Source organism: Photorhabdus kayaii, assembly GCF_025384895.1.
Classification (GTDB): Bacteria; Pseudomonadota; Gammaproteobacteria; order Enterobacterales; family Enterobacteriaceae; genus Photorhabdus; species Photorhabdus kayaii.
Genome location: NZ_JAJAFZ010000092.1, coordinates 1 through 13126 on the forward strand (window position 1 = coordinate 1; position 13126 = coordinate 13126).

Here is a 13126-nt window from a genome sequence, read left to right on the forward strand (position 1 = left end):
ATATAGATGGAGTTACAAGATGAAGTATGACCCACGGTTAAAAACATTTGTTGATAATGATTACAGATTAGAAGATCATCTTGATTTTAAGAAGCAAATAGAAGAGCAAAAATATAACCGTATGCTATTGGAATTGGAACATCAATTTAAACTAAACCAAGAAGTTATTGCTTTATTGACAAAAGATGAAGCTATAGATTATATGAAAACACTAGATCATAATTTCTATAATTCATGGAAAAATAATATTAAAACCTTTTATTCATATGTTGATCCAGCTTCATCATTTTCTGGTAATATCCATGATTCTTTTGGGGTGGCAAGAATAGTAAATGATTTAAGAAGTTTCTGTGTGGAAGCAACAGAGTATTTTGGTAAGGATGGAAGAAGATATATAAAGTTATCAGGTTACCCTAGTGTAAGAAACTATTTAAACGCTACAAGATATCTGGCTAATAATCCACGTATATACCCGTCATCTTTCAAGTTGCCTCTTTGTTGGCTGCACTCACTCACCCCGGTCACATAGTTATCTATGCTCCCGGGGATTCGTTCCCTTGCCGTCGCGATCCATCTTGAAATCCATTGGGTATAGTGTCTTTTGGGGTAGGTACGCTAGGTATTGAAGCTGGAATTGCCCAAGGCGCTAGATTCGGTATAGTATTTTCAGCCGCATATAGACTAGTTGAGTTAATATTTAAAGATGAATATGGATTGGTTGATTTATTCGTTAATTTAACAATTGATGGTGCAAAATTAGCTATCTCAATAGGTATTGCTACGGCTACTAATACTCTAATCGTTTCTCCAATTTTAGCTTTAGGGGGAAGTCTTATGCTTGTAGCTCTTGGCGTTTTTGCGATTGGGTTTTTAACTTCTCTTGCTTTATATTGGTTAGATGACCACTTTAAAATTAGTGAAACGATAATTAAAAATATAAAAAATAAAAAAACAAATCCGACACCATATCATCCGGATCAGTTTTTTAATATGTGGGGTAGGTTTAGTCGTGGATAATATAAATGAAAATAAAGCCAAATTATATTCTGGAATTTTATTACTTCTTTTTATGGCAGTGTTATCTATATTTTTTTCATTGAATAATTATATCGATTTTTTTAAGCATGATAGTGTTATTACATTCTCATGGAAAAGCGCGGGAGCTATTTGGTTTAGTTCTGTGTTGATTTATATTTCTTTTATTTTATATAGAATATCATTGGGTAAGGTGAAACGTCTTAATAGTAAAATTGGGGATTATATTTCATGTGTATCGATAATTGGATTTATTCTTACTTTATTTGTATCTTTTTATGTTGATGATGAATTGAAATCTGAGGGATATTTAATCTGTAGTAAATCATCATGGATGGCACCAAATAAGTATGTTAAGGATATTTCACTTTGTCACTAATAATATGTTTTTATTTACCGGTTATAACAGGTAAAACTATATTTACCGGCTGTAGCGTGTAAAAATTGATTTACCTGTCATAGCGTGTAACAATGAGGTTAACTGTTCAAATTGGTTGATCTCAATATGAAAGTGACTAACTCGAAACAACTTAGCGTATATTTAAAAGATATCAGGCTTACTCAAAAACTTTCTCAGGGCAAAGTGGCAAGCAAAGTGGGTATTCGGCAGGACACGGTATCAAGCTTTGAGCTACACCCAGATTCTACCAAGCTGGAGACCTTCTTTAAGATTATGTCGGCGTTGAATTTAGAACTCGATATCCGGCCAAGAAACGTTACTAAGATAAATTCGTCAGTGGAAGATGATTGCACAACGTCGGACCCGGTGTGGAAAGAGGAGTGGTAATGGCAGCACTGGATGTCTACATGAACGGTTATCGGGTTGGAGTATTTATTCACCAAAGCCAATCAAGAGGATTGAATATAAGCCCTTATCCGAGGTGGAACTAGAGAAAGTGCTAACCTTCGGCGAAAAAGTGTGAGAGTCATGGTGGTCCTGGGATTCCCGAGATCATGTCCTGCCTCTTGGGTTCGGTTAAAGCCGAGACTGACCGTTATGAATTTATGAAGATCCAAGTATTGTTTTGGCTGTTGGCTGCCACAGACGGCCATGCAAAAAACTTTTTACTGTTTATTGAGGCTGAAGGGCATTATCGGCTAACGCCTTTTTATCTACAGCAAGTGCCATATAAATATGGCACCTACTCACATTATGGGTATATATACCCTATGGATTTCGAGATGCATCGCGACGGCAAGGGAGCGAATCCCCGGGAGCATAGGTAACTATGTGACCGGGGTGAGTGAGTGCAGCCAACAAAGAGGCAGCTTGAAAGATAACGGGTATAACTTACTTTTTACCTGCAACGTCTAGTTGCTGATAAATATAGTGTTTATAACTTTCCACCAGCGCTTTATCCTGACAATCATCCAACGCTCCCCGGCAGAGATGACGCATTGTCATATTCGCGCGATAAAAAGGTGAAGCATCCAGTTTAGCTCTCTCCATAATCATGCTACCGAGGAATGAAATATCCGTCAGTTCATCAGTCTGAATAGATGCTCCCTGGTGCAAGTTATCCCGCATAGTAAATTGGGTGATATGACCCGGATTTGAAAATACGCCATTGTACTGATTTAGGCTGATATTGGGTTGATGATCACCAAAGTAGAGGAACATGGTTGGCTTTTCCCGTTTAGCAACAAATTCACTGAAATCTTTGATTGCCGGATCAGAAGCTTTGATTTTCTCCATGTAGTGACTGAACTTACCCACTGCCTGTGAATTTTTTACATGTCCGGCAAGCCCGTAATCATCAGCATGATCTTCATCATATGGGCCGTGTTCATACATAGTCAGTGAGAAAATAAAGAGCGGCTTATTCGTTTCCTGTGCCAAAATTTCTTTCACATAGCCCAACATCTCTTGGGTAGAGATAGTCCACAGATTTTTATCGAGACTGGCGGGATATCCCAATTCCTGTGGCTGAATAATGCGATCAACGCCGAGAGTCTGATAGGCATGACCGGAATGATAAGAAGATTTATTAAATGGCGTCAAAACAACCGTGTAATAGCCATTCTGTTTCATTTCACGGAACAAGCTGTATTTCAGGTGATCAACAATAAAATAAAAAACCGCATTTTTACGTGAGCCAAAATCATCTGTATTTAAGCCCGTCAGAGCAGAAAATTCAGATAACCAGGTACCCCCACCGAAAGTTTGCACCCGCATTGGACTTTGTGCGCTGACACCCAAATCCCGCTGAAACATATAAAGATTAGGTAAGCGGGTATCATCAGGCAGTTGATAGATATGCGGAGTCACGGTGGATTCCTGTAATAACATCACCACGTCAGGTTTAATCGCTGACTGCGGTACAGGCAGAACAATATTCCTAGCCTGTTGTAGAAAATAATCGGATGATTGCCCAAACTGAGGCGCATGATATTTGGCATCTTTAGCCGACATCACCATATTGGTGACTGTACCACGTCCTTTTGGTAGTGAAGATTCCCACTGCGCTCTGAATGCATTGGCAGTAGCGCTCACTTCCCATGTACAGAACGCCGCCAGAACCAAGCCGACAGTACGCCATTTGAATCCACGGAGGGGAGATGATTTTTTCCAACTCAGCGTCATGTTAAAAATCAACCAGATAAACATAGCGACAACGCCTAAACCGGCCAGCCAATAGTGGCGTAATGTTTCCTGATTGGCAGGATCAAACATCAAGTTTAGATCGGAGAACATCAACTGTTCTTTGTAGTAATGCACTTTTATCTGATTGAGGAACTTAAAGATAATAAACAGTGTTCCGGTAAAGGCCGTAGAAAACAGTAACCGGGCTGACACAAAAAACACGAGGCCAAATATCACACCAAACACGCCGACAGCGATCAGTGCCGGGTAAATATCTTCACTTTTTTCAAAAACCAGTATTAAAGTTGCAATAAACAATAATCCCAGATAAACACCCGATATTATCTTCTTTTTCATATCGTATTGAATCCAATTAATAGATGGTCCACGGTTGGCAAAATAACACAGATCAGTTGAATCGATGAAACAAGACGGTGATTTTGCCGAAATCATCTATATTTTAAATAAAAAAATCATCAGAATAGCCCATTATCTCTGAGAATATGCGACTCAGCCCGACGACGAGTAAAACCACTGCGATCAAAAAATTCCAATATCTGAATAGCCAATTTACGACCGATACCGAGTTGATCACGAAAATCCGCAGCGGTAATTGCACCATAATCTTGATTAAATTGGCGAATTAGCTCCGCGAATTGTTGAATTCGTTGGCTACAATAATAACGATCAGGAACAATCGCGATAATATGCCCCAATTGAGCGGATTTTTTCAACAAATTGCGGACTGTTGCCTCTTCTTCTTTTAAATCAGCAGCCAGGTCGCGTACCCACCACGGATCATCTGTGAAATAGGGGGCTATTCGTTGCCATAATTTTGCCTGTTCATCACTAAAAGACAAACCGTGTTTAGGAAGATATAACCAACCTCGTAATTGCTTTAGCTGTCCATCACTGAGCAATGCATCTATCAAAGTGTAAACTAGCGCTTCATCCAGCGTTGGCAGCGCCATCCGTTTTAGACGTGCTCTGCCTAAACCCAGTTGATCGACATGTTGCTGGTGATATTCAGCCAAAACTTGTAGTAATTTCTGCTTTGCTAATCTGGCATTGTTCTGTGATAACACCATACCATTGGCAATAATCACATCCTTATCAATGAGTAGCTGGTGGAGAGTTGCTTCCGTTAACTGACGTGCCCAAGAAAAGTGGTTGAGAGAAAGTGCGCCTCGTGGCAAATGGAGCGCTAAATTAGCTGCATGATCTGATGTTTTGGCAAGCCGAGTGAGCCAATGCAAAAATTCTGGCTGGCGCTTACCACGACGGGGGGAATTTAGATTTATCACTCGCGCACCAGCAACTGTTTTTTTGGCACTGATATCTCGCAATATCAGCCGGTCATTCTCAACCAACCACAATGGGCTATCAAGCGTCAATTCAGCCAGCAGAGGCTTATCAGAAAGTTGATTTAGTAATGAAATTCGCCCCGTTATATGGCTGGTAGCATGATGAATATGAATTGGTTGCCAGTTTCGCAAAGGTTCATCAGTTTCTACTTCCACCAATACCTTTTCTACATGCTCAAAGGGTTTGTGGGAAAGTAGCCAATCACCACGGGAAACCTGTTCTTTACTCACATCACCAGTAATATTCAGTGCAATACGTTGCCCGGCTTGAGCCGTATCGGCCTGTTGATTCTGAGCATGCAAGCCACGTACTCTGACTTGCTGATCCCGGCCGGTTAGCCAGAGGGTATCTCCCACCCTGACCCGGCCGGCCAATGCTGTTCCCGTTACGACCAGACCCGCTCCTTTTACACTGAAAGCGCGATCTATCGCTAGACGAAAACGCTGATGTAATTTTTCATGCTGCTTATTTTGCTGATGCAACTGCAACAGATGCTGCCTCAAAGGGACAATACTTTCTTCATCCGCCGCAGCCGTTACAAACAGAGGGAACTCGCTCCAACCCTGCATTGCCAGTTGATGTTCAATTTGTTGGCGGACTTCAACTATTCGTTGCGATTCCACTCGATCTGCTTTAGTGAGCGCAACTGTCATCGCCGGGCGGCCAATCAAACGCAGAATAGCTAAATGTTCTCTCGTTTGAGCCATTACCCCATCGTCACAGGCAACCACTAATAAAACATGATCAATACCTCCGATCCCTGCCAACATATTAGCGAGGAATTTCTCATGTCCGGGCACATCGATAAAACCAACCGAAGAGTCATCCGGTTGCGGCCAATAGGCATAACCTAAATCGATGGTCATCCCACGCTTTTTCTCTTCCGGTAAATGGGCTGTATTAACGCCGGTAATCGCTTGAATAAGTGTGGTTTTACCATGATCAACATGGCCCGCGGTGGCAAAAATCATAATAGTTTCAGAAAATTATTGTATTTCAGAAAATTACAGCAATAGTGCCTGCAATAGTGCTTTTTCATCTTCAAGACAGCGTAAATCCAGCCATAAACGTCCGCCAGAGATACGACCAAGAACGGGTTTCGCTAATCCACGCCAGCACCGGGCCAACCGCTCTAACGAGCTCCCCTGACCATCAACGGCAGCGAAAGTCAAAGCCCAACTCGGCAGACGATCAACCGGCAGTGAACCACTGCCAATCTGTGAATAACAGGGTTCATCACGAACAATAAATTGGTCACCGTAATGTGCTTGAAGCTGAGGTAATAGCTGTTGTGCCATATCATGCATTTGTTGTTGTGAACGGGTTAACAGACGTAACGTTGGCAACTGTTGGCAAAGCTGTTCGGGGCGCTGATATAACCGCAATGTGGCTTCCAAAGCGGCCAGCGTCATCTTATCTGCCCGCAAAGCACGTTTCAGCGGATGACGCTGGATTGCTTCTATCCAGCGCTTTTTGCCGAGAATAATGCCAGCTTGTGGTCCCCCCAGTAATTTATCACCAGAGAAAGTGACCAAATCGATGCCCTGATTCAGATAATCTTGAGGCATAGGTTCGGCTGGCAAGCCATATTGCGCCATATTGATCATGGAACCGCTACCCAGATCAATTGCAGTAGGAATTTGCGAGGCTATTCCCAGAGCGGCCAATTCACGGCCAGACACTTCCGTGGTAAAACCTTCAATATTGTAGTTACTGGCATGCACTTTCATGAGGAGAGCGGTCTCTTCATTAATCGCCTGCCGATAATCTTGCAGGTGAGTGCGGTTTGTTGTGCCGACTTCAACTAATCGGCATCCTGCCTGAACCATCACATCAGGAATACGGAATGCGCCACCAATTTCCACTAGTTCGCCACGAGAAACCACAACTTGCTTACCGGATGCTACGGTTGCCAGCAATAACAACACCGCCGCTGCATTGTTATTAACAATACAGGCATCTTCCGCCCCGGTTAATTCGCACAGTAAATCCGCCAAAGCATGGTCACGGTGTCCACGTCCGGCGTCATTGAGGGAATATTCCAACGTTACAGGTGAACGCATCACTTGTGTTACCGCTTCAATCGCTGATTCTGCCATTAATGCTCGGCCAAGATTGGTATGAATCACCGTACCACTAAGATTAAACACCGGCTTTAAAGCCAAAACTTGTTTCTGTTCCAGTTGCTGACCAAGTGCCAAGGCCCAGTTATCACACCAATCAGGCAGTACCTGATACTGCTTGATATTGATTCTGGCCTGCTCCTGCATTCCTCTTAATGTGGCAGTGACCAACGTCTGTCCATATTGTTCCACGAATGGGGCTATCTGTGGCTCATGCAATAGACGATCAATGGCGGGGAGCTGGCTGTACAATGGGTATGGTTTATGTGTCATGGCAATTCCGTCAATTCATTGTTACTCATTTGGGAACAAAAACGGGTTGATGCTACTGCGGGCAAAACCTTCCTCTTCCATTTTGGCATCGAGGATCAGTGAAGCTAGATCATCAGCAACAGCTTCAACTTTCGGATCTTTCTCCTGATAGAGAATTTTCAAATAACTACCACAATCGCCGCAACTTTCCGCTTTCACAGCGGCATGTTCACTATCCAGTGACCAATAATTAAGATCGCGTGTTTGTTCGCAGTTACTGCATTTTACCCGTACCACATGCCATTCACTTTCACACAAACTACAATGCAGATAACGCAACCCGTTGGTTGTGCCGATATGAACGACACTAGAGACCGGCATACTATTGCAAACCGGGCAAAACTGACGATGTTCACCATATTCTGCCCTCGCTTTTCCTGGGATTTGATTTGCCATTTGTGCCCAATAGAGGGAAAGTGCCGCCCAGATAAAAAGTGCTTTTTCAGGGCTGATTTTACTGAATTCATTTTTCAGCAGAGCATCGGCCATCTGTTCCAGCTCCTGTTCTGGCGCTTTTTCTAGATTATCCAGAGCGGCATTAACATGTTCCGACGCATCTGGCAGTAATTCTGCTATCAGAGAGTGAAGTAATTTTTGCCAGTGTTCAGTACGTTGGAAGGTTTTGCAATCCAGAGGCGGTTTACCTTCAATGACAGATTTTTCTAAGATATCTGCTATCTCCATTTTCAATGGATTATCATGCAACGCTTTTTGCTGAGCTTGGGCAACTTGTGCTGAAAAGTTAAGATAATCAACGAATGGACTCTCTTTTGCCAATTGTTGCAGGCGTTCTGCTCGACGCTGATAAAGATTTCTCAGATTAGCAAAAAGCAATGGTGGGATATAATCTGCTGTTTTTTCATTGATGCGATCTTTGCTCAGCTGTTCTTGAGGAACGATGTGGATACTCATTAAGTTCTATCTTCCTGCTGTGGGGCTTTTAGATTGATAATAATCTTAAGCTTGTTTTTAGCGTTCAGCATAGATCAAAAGTGGTTTCTGGGCTACAGAGATAATACTTGAAATTATGTGGTCGGTAATAATCAATATATTCATGAAATGGTTATCAATCTTTTTATAATCATTCATTCTTTGTGTGAGTTTTCTGAAAGAAAAATATTATTAAGGCATATCTTTTAATTTAATCTTAAAAACCCCTAAAAAGAGTTAATTGTGATTTTTAACATTTCTTTCTATCATATTTTATATAGTCTGAGAGTTAATTACTTACGGCTAAAAACATATAATTAAAGTGAGTAAGCAATTGTCAAAAATGAATCAAATTTTCATTATCTCATAAGGAAAAGATAGCAAAGTTAATAATTACATTTGGGGATAAAAGTGTTTCAACTATATACCCTATGGATTTCAAGATGGATCGCGACGGCAAGGGAGTGAATCCCTGGGAGCATAGATAATTATGTGACCGGGGTGAGCGAGTGCAGCCAACAAAGAGGCAACTTGAAAGATGACGGATATATATGGTTAGTTATAGTGGTACTATCTATGTTCTATATAATAACCTCATTTAAAAATACAGAAAGGGTAATTCAATGCTAATCGATCTCATTACATCATATAGAAAAACCGCTGCAATCTATACTTTTGTTGATGCTGGTTTATCTATTCACTTTAAAAATGGAGACTATGTAGATATTAACAAACTTGCCAGTCAATATGGTATTGATTATTCAAGACTTAATCGGCTATGTGATTTCTTAATTGAAATAGGAGTATTGGTTAGCAGCAACCAAGGGGTTGCACTTTCTGAGGAATGCAGTGCACTTGCTGATCCTAATAGCGTAGAATTCTTAACAGTAAAATATGAAATCAATTCAGAACATTGGGATTCTTGGTTAATGTATCCAAAATCCTTACTGGAAAACAATGGTAAATCGGCATTTGAAATGGTGCATGGAAAATCATTCTTTGAGCATTTGGATAGTAATAAGGGATTAAAATCAGATTTTGATGCTTTAATGTCAAAATACACAAATAAAATAATTAAAGAATTGCTTGTTATTTATGATTTTAATAAACATAACAGAATATTAGATCTGGGGGGTGGAGACGGAGAGCTTTTGATCAGAATCAGTGAACAGGTCAAAGGAAAAGATTACGCTGTATTGGACAGATATAATGAAGTGCCTATTTCAGAAGGTATAAATTTCATAAGCGGAGATTTTTTTAAGCCAATTCCGACAGGTTATGATTTATATATTTTAAAAAATGTTCTCCATAACTGGCCTGATAATGATGCTATATCCATTTTGAAGAATTGCCGAGAAGCGATGGATAATAACACAACCCTCTTGATAATAACCTTAATGAAAAAACCACAATCCTTGGTAGTTAAATCTGTGGATATATTAATGGATATGCTATTTTCAGCGAAACAACGTTATTTGTCTGAATTCGAAGATATAGCTAGCCAAGCGGGACTTGTCATTCGATCTTATGAAGATTTAGATGAAATATTTTCATTTATAGAATTAGGGGTAAAATAAATTATTAGGGGTTTAGGATTATTTCCAAAGATGATTATATTTATAATCGATCATTGTGAAATATATATATATAATGTGGCATCAAGATATTTGATGCCACATTTTATTTTATGTTAATAATTAAATGTATATACCCTATGGATTTCAAGATGCATCGCGGCGGCAAAGGAGCGAATCCCCGGGAGCATAGATAACGATGTGACCGGGGTGAGTGAGTGCAGCCAACAAAGAGGCAGCTTGAAAGATGACGGGTATAAGTATTAAAATAGAAAGCAAACTTACTCTCTGACAATAAAAACGATTAATAACTATATTAAACAATTCTATTTTATATTGGAAGTTTCTGAGAAGAGTTAATTGTGATCTTTGTCATTTATTTTTGTCGAATTTAATATAGTCTGATAGTTAACAATTCTGTTTAAAAATGCATTATTAAAGTAAGTTAAACAATGGGCAAATAAGGAAAGTGGAATTTTTATTATCTCACGATGAAAAGGTAACAAAGATAATAATCACATATTAGTTATCGAAATATCCAATTATTCATTATGGTATTTAATGTATTTTAGATAAAACACTTACTCTATTTATACCCTATGGATTTCAAGATGGATCGCGACGGCAAGGGAGTGAATCCCCGGGAGCATAGGTAACTATGTGACCGAGTGCAGCCAACAAAGAGGCAGCTTGAAAGATGACGGGTATATAAGATAAAGACATAAAGGATAACTCAATGCTAGCCGAACTTATTACATCGTATAGAAAATCAGCCGCAATCTACGCTTTTGTTGATACCGGTTTATCTATTCACTTTAGAAATGGAGCTTATGTAGATATAGACGAACTTTCCCGTCAATGTGGTATTGATTATTCACGACTTGATCGATTATGTGATTTTTTAATTGAAATTGGGGTATTGGTTAACCACGGCCATAAAGTTAGCCTTTCTGAGGAATGTAGTGCACTTGCCGATCCTGAAAGTATGGAGTCATTAATTGTAAAATGGGAGTTGAGTCCAGATTGCTGGAGCGCTTGGTCAATGTATCCAAGATCTTTACTTGAAAATGATGGAAAACCGGCATTTGAAATAGAGCATGGAAAATCATTCTTTGAATATTTAGCTAGTAATAAATTACTCAAATCAAATTTTGATTCTTCAATGTCAAAAATCTCAGATAAAATCATTGAAAAGCTACTTGATATTTATGATTTTAGCCAGTACGACAGAATATTAGATGTTGGAGGAGGAGAAGGAAATCTTTTGGTTAAAATGGGCGAAAAGATAAAAGGAAAACATTACGCTGTATTAGATAGATATGATGAAATTCCTGTTTTGGAAAATATAGATTTTATAAATGGAGATTTTCTAAAGTCAATTCCATCAGGTTATGATTTATATCTTTTAAAGAATATTATTCACGATTGGCCTGATAAGAATGCAATACTCATTTTAGAAAATTGCCGTAAGGCAATGGATAATGGTTCAACTGTTTTATTGATAAGTTATACGAAGAAACCACAATCTAAAATGGTGATATATTTGGATATATTAATGGATGTACTATTTTCAGGAAAAGAGCGTTATTTGACGGAATTAGAGCATTTGGTTAACCAGGCAGGATTGGTTATTAAAGATGTTAAAGATATCGATGAATTATCTTCAATTATCCAGCTAGGGGTAAAATAATTTAAATATAATTGTATGGATATTGTTTCTCTGAAAAAATATATAATAAGTATGTCGTGCAAATATTTGATGACATACTTTTTTATATCAATAAAATATATGGATATTAAAGTGGAAAGAAAGTTCATTCGTGGAAATGAAAATAATTTAGATAGCATAAATAAATATATTAAGTTAAATTATTTTATTTGATTTTTAAAACCCCTTAAAAGAGTTAATTGTAATCTTCATCATTTCTTTTTATCATGTTTAATATAGCCCGATAATTAACAATTTTAACCCCAAAAATACATAACCAAAGTCAGTTAACCAATTGGATAATAAGGAGAATGATATCTTCATTTATATTACCAAGAAAAGATAGCAAAGTTAATGAACTCATTCTAGTTATCAGAATACCTAATAAATTATCATGGTATTTTCTGAATTTTAGATAAAAAATTCACTTTTTTATACTCTATGGATTTCAAGATGCATCGCGACGGTAAGGGAGTACAGCCAACAAAGAGGCAACTTGAAAGATGATGGGTATATAAGATAAAGATATAAAGGACAACTAATGCTAGCCGAACTTATTACATCATATAGAAAATCAATTGCCATCTATACTTTTGTGGATACAGGTTTGTCTGTTCACTTTAAAAATGGCACTTATATGGATATCAACGAACTTGCCAGCCAATATGGTATTGATTATTCTCGACTTAATCGATTATGTGATTTCTTAATTGAAATCGGGGTATTGGTTAGCAGCAATGATAGAGTTGCACTTTCTGAGGAATGTAGTGTGCTTGCCGATCCTGAGAGTATGGAATCATTAATTGCAAAGTGGGAATTTAACTCAGATCTCTGGAACGCTTGGTTAATGTACCCAAAATCCTTACTTGAAAATAATGGTAAATCGGCATTTGAAATAGCGAATGGAAAACCATTCTTTGAGCATTTGGATAGTAATAAATTGCTCAAATCAAAATTTGATTCCTTAATGTCAAAAGATTCAGATAAAATGATTGAAAAATTATTTTATATTTATGATTTTAGTCAACACGATAAAATATTAGATGTTGGCGGAGGCGAAGGGAATCTTCTGATAAGAATGAGTGAAAAGATAAAAGAAAAACATTACGCTGTATTGGACAGATATAATGTACTTCCTGATTACGAAAACATAGATTTTATAGATGGAGATTTTTTTAGATCAATTCCGGCAGGTTACGATTTATATATTCTAAAGAATGTTATTCATGATTGGCCTGATAATGATGCAATACTCATTTTAGAAAATTGCCGAAAGGCAATGGGTAATAATGCAACTATTTTATTAATAACTTTAATGAAAAAGCCACAGTCTAAAACAATTAAATATTTTGATATATTAATGGATGTATCATCTTTAGGGAAAGAGCGTGACTTAACGGAATTCGAATATTTGGCTAACCAAGCAGGGCTGGTCATTCAAGATGTTAAAGATATCGACGAATCATATTCAATTATCCAACTAGGTGTAAAATAA

12 protein-coding genes and 2 pseudogenes are annotated in these 13126 nt (G+C 38.4%); 10 read left to right on the forward strand and 4 right to left on the reverse strand.

Translation table 11 applies throughout. The features are described from left to right. From LGZ98_RS21550 to LGZ98_RS21575, 6 genes and pseudogenes are all read left to right on the forward strand, one after another. Positions 1 to 529: pseudogene (locus LGZ98_RS21550) on the forward strand (hypothetical protein); the annotation flags it as partial. A gap of 56 nt (positions 530 to 585) precedes the next feature. Beyond that, entirely contained in the window at positions 586 to 1017 is a 432-nt protein-coding gene (locus LGZ98_RS21555) for a hypothetical protein (protein WP_262978561.1), read from the forward strand. Beyond that, positions 1010 to 1414, forward strand: a complete 405-nt coding sequence (locus LGZ98_RS21560; RefSeq protein WP_262978562.1) for a DUF1240 domain-containing protein — start codon at positions 1010 to 1012, stop codon at positions 1412 to 1414. The genes LGZ98_RS21555 and LGZ98_RS21560 overlap by 8 nt, the downstream gene beginning before the upstream one ends. A 126-nt stretch (positions 1415 to 1540) precedes the next feature. Then, a complete protein-coding gene (locus LGZ98_RS21565) occupies positions 1541 to 1822 on the forward strand; it encodes a helix-turn-helix domain-containing protein (protein ID WP_065388823.1) in 282 nt (93 codons plus the stop codon). A 116-nt stretch (positions 1823 to 1938) separates the two neighbouring features. After that, positions 1939 to 2187: pseudogene (locus LGZ98_RS21570) on the forward strand (HipA domain-containing protein); the annotation flags it as partial. Next, positions 2171 to 2350, forward strand: coding sequence for a hypothetical protein (locus LGZ98_RS21575; RefSeq protein WP_125026265.1), 180 nt, complete (start codon positions 2171 to 2173; stop codon positions 2348 to 2350). The pseudogene LGZ98_RS21570 and the gene LGZ98_RS21575, both read left to right, overlap by 17 nt. On the opposite strand, the gene LGZ98_RS21580 is transcribed toward LGZ98_RS21575, so the two are convergent. The 4 genes from LGZ98_RS21580 to fdhE form a co-directional block, all read right to left on the reverse strand. Continuing rightward, positions 2327 to 3976: an LTA synthase family protein gene (locus LGZ98_RS21580; protein WP_228902831.1), complete on the reverse strand. Its 1650-nt coding sequence runs from the start codon at positions 3974 to 3976 to the stop codon at positions 2327 to 2329. The two genes, LGZ98_RS21575 and LGZ98_RS21580, sit on opposite strands and share 24 nt — an antisense overlap. Before the next feature lie 119 nt (positions 3977 to 4095). Continuing rightward, on the reverse strand, positions 4096 to 5955 hold the full coding sequence (gene selB, locus LGZ98_RS21585; RefSeq protein WP_113041843.1) for a selenocysteine-specific translation elongation factor: 1860 nt from the start codon (positions 5953 to 5955) through the stop codon (positions 4096 to 4098). 33 nt (positions 5956 to 5988) lie between these two features. Further along, positions 5989 to 7380, reverse strand: a complete 1392-nt coding sequence (selA, locus tag LGZ98_RS21590; RefSeq protein WP_113041842.1) for an L-seryl-tRNA(Sec) selenium transferase — start codon at positions 7378 to 7380, stop codon at positions 5989 to 5991. Positions 7381 to 7401: 21 nt separating this feature from the next. Then, positions 7402 to 8331 carry a formate dehydrogenase accessory protein FdhE gene (gene fdhE / locus LGZ98_RS21595; protein ID WP_262978563.1) on the reverse strand — a complete coding sequence of 310 codons (930 nt, stop codon included), beginning with the start codon at positions 8329 to 8331 and terminating at the stop codon, positions 7402 to 7404. 510 nt (positions 8332 to 8841) lie between these two features. Between fdhE and LGZ98_RS21600 the strand changes: the two genes are divergently transcribed. The 4 genes from LGZ98_RS21600 (at position 8842) to LGZ98_RS21615 (ending at position 13126) form a co-directional block, all read left to right on the forward strand. Beyond that, positions 8842 to 8979 (forward strand): hypothetical protein, encoded by a 138-nt coding sequence (locus LGZ98_RS21600; RefSeq protein WP_158536526.1) that lies wholly within the window; start codon positions 8842 to 8844, stop codon positions 8977 to 8979. After that, positions 8973 to 9926: a methyltransferase gene (locus tag LGZ98_RS21605; protein WP_113041840.1), complete on the forward strand. Its 954-nt coding sequence runs from the start codon at positions 8973 to 8975 to the stop codon at positions 9924 to 9926. Before LGZ98_RS21600 ends, LGZ98_RS21605 begins: the two co-directional genes overlap by 7 nt. Before the next feature lie 733 nt (positions 9927 to 10659). Next, positions 10660 to 11613 carry a methyltransferase gene (locus tag LGZ98_RS21610; RefSeq protein WP_113041839.1) on the forward strand — a complete coding sequence of 318 codons (954 nt, stop codon included), beginning with the start codon at positions 10660 to 10662 and terminating at the stop codon, positions 11611 to 11613. Positions 11614 to 12172: 559 nt separating this feature from the next. Next, positions 12173 to 13126, forward strand: a complete 954-nt coding sequence (locus LGZ98_RS21615) for a methyltransferase (RefSeq protein ID WP_113041838.1) — start codon at positions 12173 to 12175, stop codon at positions 13124 to 13126.

Bases quoted from the DNA above. Each gene is read 5' to 3' on its own strand.
- fdhE (WP_262978563.1), bottom strand. From the start codon at position 8,331: ATGAGTATCCACATCGTTCCTCAAGAACAGCTGAGCAAAGATCGCATC.
- selA (WP_113041842.1), bottom strand. From the start codon at position 7,380: ATGACACATAAACCATACCCATTGTACAGCCAGCTCCCCGCCATTGAT.
- LGZ98_RS21605 (WP_113041840.1), top strand. From the start codon at position 8,973: ATGCTAATCGATCTCATTACATCATATAGAAAAACCGCTGCAATCTAT.
- LGZ98_RS21610 (WP_113041839.1), top strand. From the start codon at position 10,660: ATGCTAGCCGAACTTATTACATCGTATAGAAAATCAGCCGCAATCTAC.
- LGZ98_RS21580 (WP_228902831.1), bottom strand. From the start codon at position 3,976: ATGAAAAAGAAGATAATATCGGGTGTTTATCTGGGATTATTGTTTATT.
- LGZ98_RS21565 (WP_065388823.1), top strand. From the start codon at position 1,541: ATGAAAGTGACTAACTCGAAACAACTTAGCGTATATTTAAAAGATATC.
- LGZ98_RS21615 (WP_113041838.1), top strand. From the start codon at position 12,173: ATGCTAGCCGAACTTATTACATCATATAGAAAATCAATTGCCATCTAT.
- selB (WP_113041843.1), bottom strand. From the start codon at position 5,955: ATGATTTTTGCCACCGCGGGCCATGTTGATCATGGTAAAACCACACTT.
- LGZ98_RS21575 (WP_125026265.1), top strand. From the start codon at position 2,171: ATGGCACCTACTCACATTATGGGTATATATACCCTATGGATTTCGAGA.